This is a genomic window from Stenotrophomonas sp. YJH_SMC_17 (assembly GCF_059371655.1).
The window spans coordinates 574,292-590,353 of the sequence record NZ_JCAFUU010000002.1 but is presented as its reverse complement, the minus strand read 5'-3'; the positions used below and the strand labels follow the sequence as shown (position 1 = coordinate 590,353).

Sequence of the window (16,062 nt, the reverse complement as noted above, 5' to 3'; positions counted from 1 at the left end):
TCAGGCGCGGATATGACGGATACGCTCGCGCCACTGGCGCGCGTTGGCGATGATGCCCGGCAGGTCCATGCCGACCAGCTCGCGCTGCACCAGCTTCGGCTTGCCGGCAATCCAGACATCGCTGACCTGCTGGCGGCCGGTGGCATACACCAGCTGCGACAGCACGTTGTGCAGCGGCTGGGTTTCCAGCGCCGACAGGTCGACGCAGACCAGGTCGGCCTGCTTGCCGACCTCGATCGAACCGATGCGGTCACCGAAGCCCAGCGCGCGGGCGCCGCCCAGCGTGGAGGCACGCAGCGTGGTGGCTGCATCCAGCGCGGTGGCGTCGTCGGCCACGGCCTTGGCCAGGATGGCCGCCGTGCGGTTCTCGCTGAACATGTCCAGGTCGTTGTTGCTGGCGCAGCCGTCGGTGCCGATCGCCAGGTTCACGCCTGCGCGCTGCAGGGCGCAGGCCGGGCAGAAACCGGAGGCCAGCTTCAGGTTCGATTCCGGGCAGTGCACCACGCTGACGCCACGTTCGGCGCACAGGTGGATTTCCGCGTCGGTCAGCTGGGTCATGTGCACCGCGATCAGGCGGTCGTTGACCAGGCCGAGGCGATCCAGCCGCGCCAGCGGGCGCTGGCCGTGCAGCTTGATCGAATCGTTGATTTCCTGCGCGGTCTCGTGGGTGTGCAGGTGCACCTGCATGTCGAGCTGGTCGGACAGCATCCGCACCCGCTCGAAATTGGCATCGTTGACCGTGTACGGTGCGTGCGGCGCGAACGCGGTGCCGATCAGCGGATCGGTGCGCCACTGGTCGTGCAGTTCACCGGCCTTGGCGAAATACTCGTCGTCGGTCTTGGCCCAGGCGGTGGGGAAATCGATGATGACCGCGCCAACCAGCGCGCGGAAACCGTGCTTCTTGTAGACCGCGGCCTGCACGTCGCCGAAGAAGTAGTTCTCGTTGGCGCAGGTGGTGCCGCCGCGCAGCATCTCGGCGATGGCCAGAGTGGTGCCGTCGGCAACGAATTCGGGGCCGATTACCGCTGCTTCCACCGGCCAGATGTGCTGCTGCAGCCAGGTCATCAGCGGCAGGTCGTCGGCGACGCCGCGCAGCAGGGTCATCGGGTTGTGCGTGTGCGCGTTGACCAGGCCCGGCATCAGCGCGGCCTCGGGGCGGCTGACCACCTGTGCGGCACGGAAGCGCGCACGCGCCTCGGCACGCGGCAGGATCGCGATGATCTCGCTGCCACGCACGGCCACGGCATGGTCTTCCAGCACCACCGCATGCGGCTCGATCGGAACGACGTAACCGGCTTCGATGAGCAGGTCGCAGGCTTCGGGGAGGTGCGGGCTATCGCTCATGCGGGCTCACTGGCTGGGGGGCGGCCTGATGGGAGGCGCCTGACGGGAGGCGGTAGCGCCGGGCCGTGCCCGGCGGCTGTCCGTTGCGGCGTCATGGACGCCGGCAACGGGTTCCGGGTTATGCCCGGAAAGCCGAGCATGGCTCGGCTCTACAGTATGGTCGGCCTGCGGCCGGAACCTTACTTGACGCGTGCGGAGTATTCGCCCGAACGGGTATCGACGCGGATCACTTCGTCCTGGTTGACGAACAGCGGCACGCGGACCACGGCGCCGGTTTCCAGGGTGGCCGGCTTGCCGCCGCCGCCCGAGGTGTCGCCACGGACGCCCGGATCGGTTTCAGTGATCTTCAGTTCGACGAAGTTCGGCGGCTGCACGAAGATCGGCTCACCGTTCCACAGGGTGACCACGCAGGACTCTTCGCCCTTCAGCCACTTCTCGGCGCCGCCCATGCCGGCCTTGGTGGCCTGGACCTGCTCGAAGGATTCCGGGTCCATGAAGTGCCAGTACTCGCCATCGCTGTACATGAAGTTCATGTCGGTATCGACGACGTCGGCTGCATCCAGCGAGTCGGTCGACTTCATGGTCACTTCCTGGGTGCGGCCGTCCTTGATCAGGCGGTACTTCACGCGGGTGAAGGCCTGGCCCTTGCCCGGCTTGACGTATTCGGTGTCGATGATGACGGCCGGTTGGTTGTTGACCAGGATCTTCATCCCGTTCTTGACGTCGTTCATGCCGTAGCTGGCCATGCGTAAACTCCCTGAGTGGCAAAAACGCCGCGGGTGCGGCGAGCCGTTAGAATGGAAAGCCCACCGGATGCCGGTGGGCGACTGTTTTTCTGCCCCCATGATAACCGCAGGCCCCCTCTCCATGCAGCTTTCCGCCTTCCCCCGGCCCCAGTCGCCAGGCGCGCCCGCGCGCTGGCAGCAGCTCTGGCGCCAGGCGCTGCGCGACCCGCAGGCCCTGCTGGTCCGGCTGCAGCTGGACCCGGCCGCGCTGGGCGTCTCGGAGGCGGCCGTGGCCCAGTTCGCGCTGCGCGTGCCGGAGGGCTTCGTGGCACGCATGCGCAAGGGTGATCCGGCCGATCCGCTGCTGCGGCAGGTACTGCCGATCGACGAGGAAATGCGGCCTGCGCCCGGGTTCAGCTTCGATGCGGTGGGCGATGGCGCGGCCAAGAAGGCCACCGGCGTCATCCAGAAGTACCGCGGCCGCGCCCTGCTGGTCGCCACCGGCAGCTGCGCGATCAACTGCCGCTACTGCTTCCGCCGCCACTTCGACTATGGCGCGGAAAACGCCGCCAAGGGCGGCTGGCAGGAGGCCGTAGCCGCCATCGCCGCCGACCCGGACATCGACGAGGTGATCCTGTCCGGCGGTGACCCGCTGTCGCTGGCCACGCACAAGCTGGCCGAGCTGACCGACGCCCTGCGCGCGATCCCGCATATCCGCCGCCTGCGCATCCATACCCGTCTGCCGATCGTGCTGCCGGAGCGCGTGGACGAGGAACTACTGGCCTGGCTGGGCAGCCTGCCGTGGCCGCTGGCGATCGTGGTCCACGCCAACCATGCCAATGAATTCGATGCCAGCGTGGACGCGGCGATGGCGCGCCTGCGCGGCACCGGCGTCCAGCTGCTGAACCAGGCGGTGCTGCTGCGCGGGGTCAACGACAGCGTGCAGGCGCTGCAGGACCTGAGCGAGCGCAGCTTCGCCGCCGGCGTGCTGCCCTACTACCTGCACCAGCTGGACCGGGTCGAAGGCGTGGCCCACTTCGAAGTGGATGATGCCCAGGCCAAGGCCCTGGTTGCCGGGTTGACCGCGCGCCTGTCCGGTTACCTGGTTCCCAAGCTGGTGCGCGAACTGCCGGGCGACCCGAGCAAGCGGCCGCTGTAATCCGGGGGCGGGGTCAGATCCCTTCTCCTGCGGAAAAGGGATCTGACCCCGCGACAACGGCAGCAGGTCAGAGCCCCGACTCGATCATCCGTACCACTTCAGTAGCGGTGACCGGGTGGCTCAGCCAGTAGCCCTGCCCCAGATCGCAGCCACGCTGCGCCAGCAGCTCGAACTGCGCCTGCTGCTCGATGCCCTCGGCCACCACCGTGATGCCCAGCGCGTGGGCCATGGCGATGATCGCCGTGGTCAGCGCCAGATCGTCGGGATCACGCTGCATGTCGGCCACGAAACTCTTGTCGATCTTGACCCCGTCCACGGGCACCTGGCGGAGGTGGCTGAGGCCGGAGAAGCCGGTGCCGAAATCATCCAGCCACACTTTCACGCCGGTGCGGTGCAGCTTGTCCAGCAGCTGCGCGGCGACCATTTCGTCACCGATCACTGCGGTCTCGGTCAGCTCCAGGTGCAGGCGCGACGCTGGCAGCGCGGATTCATGCAGGCATTGCGCGACCAGCGCCGGCAGCTCGCCGCCGCGCAGCTGTCGCGGCGATACATTGACCGACACGAACAGATCATCACCGGCCGCGCCGCGCGGCCACTGCGAGGCCTCCATGCAGGCCGCACGCAGCACCTTCGGGCCGATGATCTCGATCAGCCCGCTCTGCTCGGCCACTTCGATGAAGACCGACGGCGGGATCGTTCCCAGCGTCGGATGCTGCCAGCGCAGCAGCACTTCCACGCCGACCATGCGGCGGTCGCGCATGCGGAAGATCGGCTGGTAGGCCAGCCGCAGCTCGCCGCGCTCCCAGGCCCCGCGCAGCTCCTGTTCCATGTGCACGCGGCGCTCGACCGCATGGTCCATCGCCCGGCTGTAGTAGCGGTAGCAGTTCTTGCCGGCCATCTTCGCCTGGTACATCGCGATGTCGCCGTTCTTCAGCAGCGTGGTCGCATCGGCGGCATCGTCGGGGAACAGGGTCACGCCGATCGAGGTACCCAGGAACAGCTCCCTGCCCTGCACCACCAATGGCTTGCCCAGCTCGCGCACCAGCACTTCGGCCAGTAGCCGTGCGTTGGCAGCCACATCGCCGTCGCCGACCAGGATCACGAATTCGTCGCCGCCGAAGCGCGCCAGCAGGGTCTCGTCACCGCCCGCTTCCTTGACCGCGCGGCCGATGCGCTGTGCGAACTGCAGCAGCGCCTCATCGCCGGCTTCATGGCCGAGCGTGTCGTTGACCCGCTTGAAATCGTCGATGTCGGCGAACAGCAGGCCCAATCGATGGTTGGCGGCGCGTGCGGCCATCAACCGATGATCCAGCGCTTCGCGGAAGGCCAGCCGGTTGGTCAGCCCGGTCAATGCATCGGTGTAGGCCATGTGCCGCACTTCACGGTCGTGGCGGGCGATCGCATCGCGCATGCGGGCGAAGCCGCGCACCAGCTCACCCACTTCGTCGTCACGGGTGTTCTCGGTCAGCGGGGTCTGGTAGTCCCCCGCCTCGATGCGGCGCGCGGCCACGGCGAGATCGCGGATCGGCGCGACCAGCGTGCGCTGCACGTACAGGATCACCACCACGCCGATCACCACCAGCAAGCCCAGCATCAGCAGCAACCATCCCAGGTGCCGGCTGCCGACCAGCTGCAGGCGCTCGCCAAGGGTCGCATTGGCCGCCTGTTCGCGTTGTTGCACCTCGTCCAGCGCCATGCCCACGCGGACGCCGCCGATGCGCTGGTTGCCGACCCTGATCGGCATCGTATTGTCCAGCACCTTCGGCGATTCCTGTACCAGCAACGCCTGCGCCACCGCCGCCCTGGGCGCCAGCGGATCGGCCATCGGCTGGCCGAATCCGGAGACCTCGACCGAACCGTCGTGCACCAGCCGGCCGCGCTCGTCGAACACCAGTACATAGCGCACCACCGGCTGTCGGGCCGTACTGCGCACCAGTACGCCGACCTGGTCCAGGTCGCGGTAATACAGCGGGTTGGCCAGCGCATCGGACAACTCGCGCGCCATCGCCTCGCCGCGGCTGCGCACGCTGCGATCGAACAATTCATGGATGACGCCACCGCTGAGGGTGCGCACCTCGCTCTGCATCGCCGCCTGGCGCCCCAGCAGCACTGCCAGGATCGCGACCACAACGAGCATTGCTCCGCCCATCGCCAGCAGGAACCGGGCCTGCATCCCCGAGCCGAGCCACTTCATTCCACTTCCATCCGCACGCGCGTCAATCCTTGTTTCAATTCATCCAACCGCTGCTGCGCATGCGCATCGACACGGTGGAAACCGGAAGTGCCAAAAAAACGATGCAACGCGCCCTGTGCCTGCGGGTCGCTGGCCGCCTGCAGCAGGACATCCTGCAGGCGATCACGCACCCGGGCATCGAGGTCGGCGCGGACCACCTCCACTGCTCGTGGATACGGCTCGGTGCGCAGCAGTTCGCGGAAATCACGGCGGAACGCGGCCGGCACCCGCCGCTCGTCGTTCCAGTCCACGCTGCTCACCGCCCCCACATCCACCATCCCCTTGTGCACGTACGTGGCGATGTTCAACTCGCTGCGCGCGAACACATATCCCACGCTGTCGCGTCCTGGCACGTCCCAGACCCCGGCCAGGATCTGCGGCGACAGGCCATGTTCCAGCAGGGTCATCACCGGCACCAGGTAGGCACTTGTGGAGGCGGTGTTCTGCAGCGCCAGGCGGTGGCCCCGCAGATCCTGCATCCGCTGGATCGGGCTGTCGCGCCGCACGAAGAATACCGTCTGGTACTCACGCACCCCATTGCGCTCGGTCAGCAGCAATGGCCGTGCGCCGCTGCGCTGGCCCAGCGCCACCGCCGTGCCGGAGGTTTCCGTGACCCAGTCGACCCGCCCCCGCCGCAGATAGCTGGCCATCTGCTGCGGATCGCGTGCCATCAGGATCCTCCCCTCCTTGATGCCAACGTCGTGCATGCGCGCCACTACATAGTCCAGCAACGGCTGCAGCTGCTCGTAATGGGCCTTGGGATCATCGCTGATCCGGCCCAGCACCAGCACTTGGTCCGGTGCTGCACGCACCGTTCCGGCGAGCAGGACCATGGCCAGGCTCAGCAGTCCCCCCTGCATTGCCTTTCGCAGACCCGACACAGATGTCATTCCCCCTGGGTATCCGGACAGACTACCCGAAAAAATGAGACCGTCGTCAGCTGTCCTTGTTGCCCGCCTGGGCCAGCCGCGCCATGCGCTGGGTGTCGGCGAGGATGCCGCGCAGCAGGCGCACTTCCTGCTCGCTCGGTTCGCTGCGCAGGAACAGGCGACGCAGCTTGCGCATCGCCGATTCCGGCGCGCGGCCCTTGTGGAAATCGATCTCGTCCAGGGTGTCGCCAAGCTGGGCGAAGAAGCTTTCCATCTGCTCATGACTGGCCGCCTGCTCGCGGAAGCCCGGCTCGGCCTCGCCCGCCGGCTGCGCACCCAGCAACTGCATGCGCGTTTCATAGGCCAGGACCTGCACGGCGGCCGCCAGGTTGAGCGAGCTGAACGCCGGGTCTGACGGGATATGCACCGCCGCATGGCAGAGCTGCAGTTCCTCGTTGGTCAGCCCGGTGCGCTCGCGCCCGAACACCAGCGCCACCTCGGCCCCCTCACCGGCCTTGGCCACTGCACGGGCCGCGGCATCGGCCGGCAGGTACTCCTCCAGCTGGACGCGGCGGGCACGGGCGGTGCAGCCCAGCACCAGGCGGCAATCGGCCACAGCCTCGGCCAGGGTCGCCACCACCGGGGCGTCCCCCAGCACGTCTTCGGCACCGGCCGAGCGGCGGAAGGCCTCCTCGTCCAGCGGTTTTTCGGGGGCGACCAGCACCAGGCGGGCCAGGCCCATGGTCTTCAGAGCACGGGCGGCGGCCCCCATGTTGCCGGGGTGCTGGGTACCGACCAGGACGAATCGGAGGCGGGTAGCGGCGGGAAACTGGGACATGAACAGGGAAAAGGTCGAGCTGGACGATGACCAATGGTAAACTGTGCGGCCGGCCACTGCGCCGGACCCGCTCTTTTCCCCCGCCAGTCCATCTCTTCTGCCTTTCCGGGAGCCCACGCCATGCAGAAACCCGCCGTCACCGTCATGGTCAAGGCCGCCCGCCTCGCCGGCAACGTCCTGTTGCGCAACATCAACAAGCTCGAGGCACTGAACGTGGTGCAGAAGGGCCGGATGGACTACGCCAGCGAAGTGGATGCGGACGCGGAAAAGGTCATCGTCAAGGAACTCAAGCGCGCCTACCCGGACTACGGCATCTTCGGTGAAGAAGGTGGCGTGCAGGGCGAGCGTCGCCAGATGTGGGTCATCGATCCCCTGGACGGCACCAGCAACTACCTGCGCGGCGTGCCGCACTACTGCGTGTCGATCGCCCTGGTCGAGAACGGCGAGCCGACCGATGCGGTCATCTTCGACCCGCTGCGCAATGAACTGTTCACCGCCAGCCGTGGCGCCGGCGCCGTGCTGAACGACCGCCGCATCCGCGTGGCCGACCGCAAGGATCTGGATGGCACGATGATCCACACCGGTTTCGCCCCGCGCGAACGCAGCCGCGCCAGCGCCCAGCTGAAGGCAGTCGACGCCCTGCTGGTGCACGGCGAGGACATCCGTCGCACCGGTTCGGCCGCGCTGGACCTGGCCTACGTGGCCTGCGGCCGTGCCGATGCATACTTCGAAGCCGGCGTGAAGGCGTGGGACATCGCCGCCGGCCTGCTGCTGGTCCGCGAAGCGGGCGGCAAGGTCTGCGACTTCAAGGGCGCGACCCTGGGCCGCATGGACAACCGCGGCCCGGAGACCCATCAGATTGTGGCCGGCAACCTGAAGGTGGCCGAGTCGCTGCAGAAGGTGCTGGTGAACACCGGCTACGCGGCGGAGTTCGACGCGAAGTTCTGAGATTCCGTGTAAAGCGGTTCATGGGGACGGCACCTGCGAAGGTGCCGTTTTCGTATCCGCGGTGATCGTGCTTGTCGCTTTCTTTGCTCGTGCAAAGAAAGTAACCAAAGAAACACGCCGCCAGGGCGCGAGCCGATGCTGCGCATCGGTACCCTGCGCTCCTCGGTCCGTCGAGGGACGGTGCGGGAACTCGCTGCGCTCAGACACCCGCACCTCTTCGCCCTCGCCGGACCTGCGGTGCTCGGCTCGCTCAAGGCGGGTCCCAAGGTCAAATGCCACAGCTGCACCCAGTAGATCCACGCCACGTGTGGATGCTGTTGATCTTGATCTTGATCTTCCAGTCCGCCTTGAGCGAGCCGAGCATCGCAGGGGAATCAGGGGCGAAGAGGCGCCGGTGTCTGAGCGCAGCGAGTTCGGCGCCTTCCCCTGATTCACCGAGAAGCGCAGGGTACCGGCGCGTAGCGACGGCTCGCGGCCGGCGGAGCGTTTCTTTGGTTACTTTCTTTGCGCGCAAAGAAAGTGACACCCCTCCGCGGTCGCGGAAATGATCCTAGGCATCGCCTGGCGCCACCAATGCGTGCGCGCACAAACAAAAACGCCCGGCGCGCGGCCAGGCGTTCCTGCACTACCGTGGAGGCACGGAGGCTTACGCCACCGTCGAAGCCCGCAGCGCGGCGATGCGCTCTTCCAGCGGCGGATGGCTCATGAACAGCTTCTTCGCCGTCGAACCGGCAATACCGAACGCGGCGATCTGGGTCGGCAGTGTGCTCTGGCCGTGGTTCAACTGCAGGCGCTCCAGCGCGGCGATCATCTTCTGGCGGCCAGCCAGCGAGGCACCGCCTGCATCGGCGCGGAACTCGCGGTGGCGCGAGAACCACATCGAGATCATGGTGGCGAACAGGCCGAACACCATCTCCAGCACGAACACGATGATGTAGTAGGCGAAGCCACGGCCGCCGCCTTCGCGGTTGCCCGACAGCGCGCTGTCGATGATGCCGCCCACCACGCGCGCCAGCACGATCACGAAGGTGTTCAGCACACCCTGCAGCAGCGCCATGGTAATCATGTCACCGTTGGCGACGTGGGCGATCTCGTGGCCCAGCACCGCTTCGGCCTCGTCCTCGCTCATGTTGTGCAGCAGGCCGGTGGACACCGCGACAAGCGCGTTGTTGCGGTTGGCGCCGGTGGCGAAGGCATTGATCTCCGGGCCCTCGTACACAGCCACTTCGGGCATGCCGATGCCGGCCGCCTTGGCCTGGCGCTCGACGGTGGCCAGCAGCCAGCGTTCGGTCTGGTTGCGCGGCTCGGTGATCACCACCGCACCGGTGGAGCGCTTGGCCATCCACTTGGACAGCAGCAGCGAGATCAGGGAGCCACCAAAGCCAAAGATCGCGGCCATGACCAGCAGGCCACTCATCTGGTTCGAACTGACCCCCAGCAACGACATCACGATGCTGGCGAGGATCAGGACCGCGAAGTTGGTCGCCAGGAACAGGGCAATGCGGGTAAACATGGGAAAATCCGGCTCGGAAGGGGTCGATACCGGTCAATTTGCGGTGTGGTCAGCTTGAATTCAAGCGCCAACCTGACCGACGATTCAGCCAGCATGACCTCCCCTATTCCCTGCGGCCGCTTCGCGCCTTCGCCGACCGGCCTGCTCCACCCCGGATCCCTGCTCGCCGCCTTCGGCAGCTGGCTGCTTGCACGCCATCACGGAGGCCTCTGGCGGCTGCGGGTCGAAGACGTCGACCCACCGCGCACCGTGCCCGGTGCCGCCGAGGCACAGCTGCAGGCGCTGGCGGCATTCGGCCTGGCCCACGATGGCCTGATCGTCTGGCAGAGCGCGCGCGGCGACGCCTACCAGGCCGCGCTGGACGTGCTGCTCGCCAGCGACCAGGCCTTTGTCTGCCACTGCAGCCGCAGCGACCTGGCCGCCAGCGGCGGCATCCACCATCGCTGCGTGGCCCGGCAGCCGCGACCGGACCCGGCGGTCCGCTTCCGCGTGCTGCCCGGCAGCGTCGTGGCTTTCGACGATGGCCTGCGCGGTCCTCAGCAGCAGGATGTGCATGCCGAGGTCGGCGACTTCGTACTGCGCCGCGCCGATGGCTGCTGGGCCTACCAGCTGGCAGTCGTGGTCGATGACGCCGCGCAGGGCGTGACCGAAGTGGTGCGCGGTGCCGACCTGCTCGACTCCACGGCACGGCAGATCCTGCTGCAGCAGGCATTGGGGCTGGCAGTGCCGCGCTACTGGCACCTGCCGCTGCTGCTCGATGCCCCGGGCCACAAGCTGTCCAAGTCGCTGGCGGCGCTGCCAGTGGACAGTTCGCACCCGCTGCCCGTGCTGCGCCAGCTCTGGCAGCTGCTCGGCCAGGCACCTGAAGCGCTGGAACCTGCGCACGATCTGGATACGTTGCTGGCGGCCGCCCGCAATGCCTTCGACCCAGCGCGGCTGCCACGTACCGACATCCTGCTGCCAGCCGGCGCACTTTCCGCGCCGATGTTGCAGAATCCCCCTTCCCCCACCTGATACCCGGACAGCACTCCATGACATCTCGCGTCGCACTGGTCACCGGCGGAACCGGCGGCATCGGTACCGCCATCTGCCAACGCCTGGCCGACCAGGGCCACCGGGTCGCCACCAATTACCGCGATGAGGCCAAGGCCCGCGCCTGGCAGCAGGCGATGGCCGAACGCGGTTACAGCGTGTCGATCTTCCCGGGCGATGTCTCCGATCCGGGCAGTGCCGAAGCACTGGTGCGTGCAGTCGAGGCCGAACTGGGCCCGGTCGAGATCCTGGTCAACAATGCCGGCATCACCCGCGACACCACCTTCCATCGCATGCGCGTGGACCAGTGGCACGATGTGATCAACACCAACCTCAATTCGGTGTTCAACGTCACCCGCCCAGTCATCGAAGGCATGCGCCGGCGGGGTTGGGGCCGGGTCATCCAGATCAGCTCGATCAACGGCCTGAAGGGCCAGTACGGGCAGGCCAACTACGCGGCCGCCAAGGCCGGCATGCACGGCTTCACCATCTCGCTGGCCCGCGAGAACGCCGGCTTCGGCATTACCGTCAACACCATTTCGCCCGGCTACGTGGCCACCGACATGGTGATGGCGGTGCCGGAAGACGTGCGCGCCAAGATCGTCGCCGACATTCCCACCGGGCGCCTCGGCAAGCCGGAGGAAATCGCTTACGGGGTGTCGTTCCTGGTGGCGGAGGAAGCCTCGTGGATCACCGGCAGCAACCTGGACATCAATGGCGGCCACCATATGGGTTGGTAAGCCGCGCTGGCGGCCTTGGCGGCGCACGCTCGCCGACCCTGCCGATGGTCATGCTGCGCAGCACGCAAACCCTTGCTGCGCAACATGATTCCCCGTGAAAGCCAAGCCTGGCGGGGGCTGAGGCGGTTGCAACGGCTGCTGCACTGCGCCATGCTGCGCATCTACTGTGACGAGTGACCGCTTCAATGGCTGCGACCCGCATCATCAAGAAGTATCCGAACCGCCGTCTCTACGACACCGAGATCTCCAGCTACATCACCATCGAGGACGTGCGCCAGCTGATCCTGGACGGTGAAGACTTCGAAGTCCGCGACGCCAAGAGCGGCGACGACCTCACCCGTTCGGTCCTGCTGCAGATCATCGCCGACCAGGAACAGGACGGCGAACCGATGCTGTCCACCCAGCTGCTGAGCCAGCTGATCCGCTTCTACGGCGATTCGCTGCAGGGCTTCATGGGCAACTACCTGGAGCGCAGCATGCAGGTCTTCCTCGACCAGCAGCAGCAGTTCCGCCAGCAGATGGGCAACCTGCTGGGCCAGACCCCATGGGCGATGATGAACCAGTTGACCGAGCGCAACCTGGAACTGTGGCAGGAATTCCAGCGCAACATGGGCACCGGTTTCGGCGGCTCGCGCCCGGGTGGCACGGGTACCGGTACCGGCAACAAGCCCAACGAACCCGGTACGGGCACCGGCACCGGCGGCAAGACCCGTCGCTGAGCCGCCACGCCGGCGGATACGAGAACGGCGCGCCCCTGGGCGCGCCGTTTTGTTTTGCATGCCGGAATCGTGGTCACCCGGCGTCCGGTGGAGTCGACTGCCAGTCGACTCCACCATCTTCAACGCTTCGCCTTGCACCCCGTGCACACGCGTTCAACCTTGTAGCCTTTGGCCTTCAGCTTCTCGACCACGCCATCGTTGCCAAGCAGGTGCAGCGTACCGACCACCACCAGCGTGCCACCCTGCCCGGCCTGCAGGTACGGCAGCAGCTTCGGCACCCAGGCATCGTTGCGGCCGGTGTTGATGCGCTGGTACAGCTGCGGGTACTGCTGGCGCATTTCCGCGGCCATCTTCGTCCACAACAGACGCTCATCGCCGCGCCGCCAGGCATCGTGCAGCTGGCGCGCCTGCTCATCGCCCTTGCCCGCCTGATCCAGCGCCTCGGACAGCATCTGCCGCTGCTCCTGCAGGGTCATGCCGTCGAGCATGCCGATCTGGGTGTCGATGTCTTCCAGCCCCGCAGTCTTGCGGCCGGTCTTCTGTGCGCGCTCCATGAAGTGACGGTCCAGGCCCAGTGCCGGGTCCAGGCCCATCTTCTGCATCTGCCCGACCGAAATGCTCAGGCCGACGAACCAGGGCTTCATGCCCTGCATCTGCGCCAACGGCAGCTTGTTCTCGGATGCAAACGCCTGCAGCTTCTGCCAGGTAGCGGCATCGAGATCACGCTTGAGCTCGCTGCCATCGGTGCGGACCGCTGTCTGCACCATGCGGCTGGCCAGCTGCGGCGATTGCATGTCTTCCGGTGACAGTTCGAACACGACCCGCTGCGAGGCCGCGAAGGCCTGTTCGACGTCGGGCGACAGCGGGTAGTCCTGCGGCTTCAGCAGGTGGAATGACCCCAGCAGGTACAGGCGCGCGTCACCCGGGCCGGTCACCTTCCACAGCAGCGGCACTGGCGGCTTTGCTGCTGCGCCAGAGGTGTCGGATTGCACGGTACGAGCGGCAACCAGTGGTGCCAGCGCAAAGGCCACCAACAGAACGGCGGCACGCAACAGGGTTCTGATCGTCATATCAGCCTTCTCCTTCAGGCAGGTGGTAGGCCTTCTCGCCCGCTTCCACGCGTAGATCCAACCGGTTTTCCGGCGGCGCCAGCGGGCACGTGGCATAGGCGGTGAATGCACACGGCGGGTTGTAGGCATGGTTGAAATCGATGCGTACCGTGCCGTCGGCAGCAGGCGCATCGGTATCCAGGTAGCGACCGGCCGGATAACTGCCACGGCCACTGGTGCGGTCGGCAAAGATCAGGAACAGCGGCTGCCCGGTGGCTCCGATCGCTTCCAACCGCCATGTGCGGCCGTCGCGTTCGAATTCGACCGCGCCCGCATTGGGCATTTCGGTGGTCAGGCCGGTGATGTCGACAATGGGCAGGGTCTTGCCCACCGGATGCGGGATGAAGCGCGCCTGCACCTGCCAGTCCGGGCCACCCGGCCAGTACTCCAGCCCGGCGAAATCACGGCGCGCCGGCGCATCGGCATGCTTGACCCGCAGCGCATCACGCGGCCCGCGCCGGATGATGCTTAGCTGGCCCTTGCCACCGTCGAAGGCCAGCAGCGTCGGCTGCGGATCCTTGTCGGTGTCGACGCGGATGCGGCCGTGCACCGGCTGGCCATCATGGCTGACATCGACGCCGGCTTCGGGGGTGAACCCCCATTGGCTGCCCTCGCGGCGCAGCAGGCCCAGCTTGTCCGGGCCGACCGCCAGGCGGATGCCATTGGTGGCGCCGCTGCCGACGAAATGCGATTTGTTCTGCAGCCAGTGCAGGCCAACCAGGGCCGTCCAACCATCAGGCCGGGTCAGGTCCTGGTAGCGCGCCACGCGCCATTGCTGCTGCGTGGCCGCGTAGGCCGGATCTTCAGTGACCTTCGGCACCGGCGCTGTCGCCGGGCTGCAGGCAACCAACACCAAAGCGGCCAGCAGGCCGCCCATTCCCCGATAACGCATCGATGCTCCCCTCAACGTCCGCGCAGGAACCAGCGGTCGATCTCCGCCAGCGAAAAACGGGCCCAGGTCGGTCGGCCGTGGTTGCACTGCCCGGACCGCTCGGTGATTTCCATGTCGCGCAGCAGCGCGTTCATCTCCGGCACGGTCAGGCGCCGATTGGCGCGCACCGCACCATGGCAGGCCATGGTCGACAGCAGTTCGTCGCGCGCACTGGCCACGCGGCGGCTCTGGCCGTGCTCGCGCAGGTCGGTCAGCACATCGCGCAGCAGTCCTTCCGGCTCGGCATGCGCCAACAGCGCTGGAATGCTGCGCACATGCAGGGATCCGGGGCCAGCGCGGGTCACTTCGAAGCCGAGCGCCGCCAGCGTTTCGGCCTCGCTTTCGGCAGTGTCGGCCTCACGCTCGCCCACCGCCAGCGTGATCGGCACCAGCAACGGCTGCGACTGCAGGCCGATACCGTCGTGCGCGTTCTTCAGGCGCTCGTAACCGATGCGCTCGTGCGCGGCATGCATGTCGACCACGATCAGGCCTTCTGCGTTCTCGGCCAGGATGTAGATGCCATGCAGCTGCGCGATCGCATAGCCCAGCGGCGGCACACCGGCATCGGCACGGGTGACCGGCAGGCCATTCTCGGTGGGCATCGACGGCAGCGCCGCCCCGCGCTCGGCACCGGCCGGCGTGGCATACAGCGCGGCGTAGGCCGCCGGAGCATCGGCCACCTGCAGACCAAGGGGCTGCTGCGGGCGCCATCCGGAGAAACCGCCACCACCGCCGCCCGACCCGGCTCCGGGCGCAGGCCCACGCACCAGCCCGAAACCCGACGCGCCTACGCTCGATGCCATCGCCGCAGCAGCCGCGTCCCCTGCAGGCACCGGACCGGCCCCGATCTCCTGCGCCGACATGCCGGCACGGGTGTCGGCCAGCGCATCCTTCAGCGTGCGGTAGACGAAGTCATGCACCAGCCGCGAATCGCGGAAGCGCACCTCATGCTTGGCCGGATGTACGTTGACGTCGACGCGGGTCGGGTCCAGTTCGAGGAACAGCACATAGGCCGGCTGGCGGCCGTGGTACAGCACATCGCCGTAGGCCATTTTCACCGCGTGGGCGACAGTGCGATCGCGCACCGAACGGCCGTTGACGTAGAGGTACTGCTGGTCGGCACTGGCCCGCGAGTAATGCGGCTGCGCGATCCATCCGTGCAGGCGCAGGCCGGCGCCACTGTGATCCACGCGCACGGCCTGGCTGGCGAAATCCTCGCCCAGCGTTTCGGCCAACCGCGTATCGGAATACAGGTCGCCCGGCTTGTAGCGGCGCGAGGCCTTGCCGTTGTGCGACACGCGCAGCTCCACATCCGGTCGCGCCAGCGCCAGCGACCGCAGCCACTCTTCGATATGGCCCAGCTCGGTGCGTTCGGCACGCAGGAACTTGCGTCGCGCCGGTACGTTGTAGAACAGCTCGCGCACTTCCACCGTGGTGCCCGGTGCATGCGCGCGCGGTGTCACTTCGCCGATCTTGCCGCCTTCGATCTGCAGCGCCGATCCGTGTTCGTCATGCGCGCGACGCGAGGACAGGGTGAAACGGCTGACCGAGGCGATCGAGGGCAGTGCTTCACCACGGAAACCGAGCGTGGCCACCGATTCGAGGTCGTCGAGGTCGGCGATCTTGCTGGTGGCATGGCGCGATACCGCCAGTGGCAGCTGTTCCGGCGCGATGCCACTGCCGTTGTCGCGGATGCGGATCAGGCGGACACCACCCTCTTCAAGATCGATATCAACACGGCTGGCACCGGCATCGATCGCGTTCTCGACCAGCTCCTTGACCACCGACGCTGGACGTTCGACCACTTCGCCGGCGGCGATCTGGTTGATCAGGATTTCCGGCAACGGCCGGATCGGACGCGGGCCGGGCGCGCTCATGGGAGAGGATGGGCAGCAGACTTCA

At 67.2% G+C, this 16,062-nt stretch carries 14 protein-coding genes; 5 read left to right on the top strand and 9 right to left on the bottom strand.

The annotated features are described in order from the left end of the window. Positions 1-1,344, bottom strand: a complete 1,344-nt coding sequence (locus AC5P8Z_RS07745) for a TRZ/ATZ family hydrolase (RefSeq protein WP_248853738.1) — start codon at positions 1,342-1,344, stop codon at positions 1-3. A 179-nt stretch (positions 1,345-1,523) separates the two neighbouring features. Further along, on the bottom strand, positions 1,524-2,090 hold the full coding sequence (gene efp, locus AC5P8Z_RS07740) for an elongation factor P (protein WP_005410381.1): 567 nt from the start codon (positions 2,088-2,090) through the stop codon (positions 1,524-1,526). A gap of 97 nt (positions 2,091-2,187) precedes the next feature. Here efp and epmB point away from each other — a divergent pair, with 97 nt between their 5' ends. Then, complete coding sequence (epmB, locus tag AC5P8Z_RS07735) at positions 2,188-3,228, top strand: EF-P beta-lysylation protein EpmB (RefSeq protein ID WP_495228655.1); 1,041 nt, start codon at positions 2,188-2,190, stop codon at positions 3,226-3,228. Between the two features lie 67 nt (positions 3,229-3,295). Here the strand turns inward: epmB and AC5P8Z_RS07730 are convergent, their stop codons facing one another. Genes AC5P8Z_RS07730 through AC5P8Z_RS07720 form a run of 3 tightly spaced genes read right to left on the bottom strand, consistent with a single transcriptional unit; the run spans position 3,296 to position 7,168 of the window. Then, positions 3,296-5,422 carry a putative bifunctional diguanylate cyclase/phosphodiesterase gene (locus tag AC5P8Z_RS07730; RefSeq protein ID WP_495228654.1) on the bottom strand — a complete coding sequence of 709 codons (2,127 nt, stop codon included), beginning with the start codon at positions 5,420-5,422 and terminating at the stop codon, positions 3,296-3,298. Next, positions 5,419-6,351, bottom strand: coding sequence for a phosphate/phosphite/phosphonate ABC transporter substrate-binding protein (locus AC5P8Z_RS07725; RefSeq protein WP_295565044.1), 933 nt, complete (start codon positions 6,349-6,351; stop codon positions 5,419-5,421). The genes AC5P8Z_RS07730 and AC5P8Z_RS07725 overlap by 4 nt, the downstream gene beginning before the upstream one ends. 46 nt (positions 6,352-6,397) lie before the next feature. Continuing rightward, positions 6,398-7,168: an RNA methyltransferase gene (locus AC5P8Z_RS07720; protein WP_495228652.1), complete on the bottom strand. Its 771-nt coding sequence runs from the start codon at positions 7,166-7,168 to the stop codon at positions 6,398-6,400. Between the two features lie 120 nt (positions 7,169-7,288). On the opposite strand from AC5P8Z_RS07720, the gene AC5P8Z_RS07715 reads away from it, so the two are divergent. After that, positions 7,289-8,116, top strand: a complete 828-nt coding sequence (locus tag AC5P8Z_RS07715; protein ID WP_049440396.1) for an inositol monophosphatase family protein — start codon at positions 7,289-7,291, stop codon at positions 8,114-8,116. A 646-nt stretch (positions 8,117-8,762) separates the two neighbouring features. Here AC5P8Z_RS07715 and htpX read toward each other — a convergent pair. Beyond that, positions 8,763-9,629 (bottom strand): protease HtpX, encoded by an 867-nt coding sequence (htpX, locus tag AC5P8Z_RS07710; RefSeq protein WP_286069154.1) that lies wholly within the window; start codon positions 9,627-9,629, stop codon positions 8,763-8,765. Positions 9,630-9,722: 93 nt separating this feature from the next. Between htpX and gluQRS the strand changes: the two genes are divergently transcribed. The 3 genes from gluQRS to phaR all read left to right on the top strand — a co-directional run bounded on the left by gluQRS (position 9,723) and on the right by phaR (position 12,120). Next, on the top strand, positions 9,723-10,643 hold the full coding sequence (gluQRS, locus tag AC5P8Z_RS07705) for a tRNA glutamyl-Q(34) synthetase GluQRS (RefSeq protein WP_286069155.1): 921 nt from the start codon (positions 9,723-9,725) through the stop codon (positions 10,641-10,643). Positions 10,644-10,660: 17 nt separating this feature from the next. Continuing rightward, entirely contained in the window at positions 10,661-11,401 is a 741-nt protein-coding gene (gene phbB / locus AC5P8Z_RS07700; RefSeq protein ID WP_295565047.1) for an acetoacetyl-CoA reductase, read from the top strand. Between the two features lie 185 nt (positions 11,402-11,586). Next, on the top strand, positions 11,587-12,120 hold the full coding sequence (gene phaR / locus AC5P8Z_RS07695; protein WP_286069157.1) for a polyhydroxyalkanoate synthesis repressor PhaR: 534 nt from the start codon (positions 11,587-11,589) through the stop codon (positions 12,118-12,120). Between the two features lie 119 nt (positions 12,121-12,239). Here the strand turns inward: phaR and AC5P8Z_RS07690 are convergent, their stop codons facing one another. From AC5P8Z_RS07690 to mutL, 3 genes are read right to left on the bottom strand one after another with little or no spacing between them, the layout of a single operon-like run. Beyond that, the gene (locus AC5P8Z_RS07690) at positions 12,240-13,190 is read right to left on the bottom strand and encodes a TraB/GumN family protein (protein ID WP_495228650.1); all 951 of its coding nucleotides are present in this window, start codon (positions 13,188-13,190) and stop codon (positions 12,240-12,242) included. A 1-nt stretch (position 13,191) separates the two neighbouring features. Further along, entirely contained in the window at positions 13,192-14,121 is a 930-nt protein-coding gene (locus AC5P8Z_RS07685) for a DUF1684 domain-containing protein (protein WP_495228647.1), read from the bottom strand. A gap of 11 nt (positions 14,122-14,132) precedes the next feature. Next, positions 14,133-16,037 carry a DNA mismatch repair endonuclease MutL gene (gene mutL / locus AC5P8Z_RS07680; protein WP_495228645.1) on the bottom strand — a complete coding sequence of 635 codons (1,905 nt, stop codon included), beginning with the start codon at positions 16,035-16,037 and terminating at the stop codon, positions 14,133-14,135. Positions 16,038-16,062: the final 25 nt, after the last annotated feature.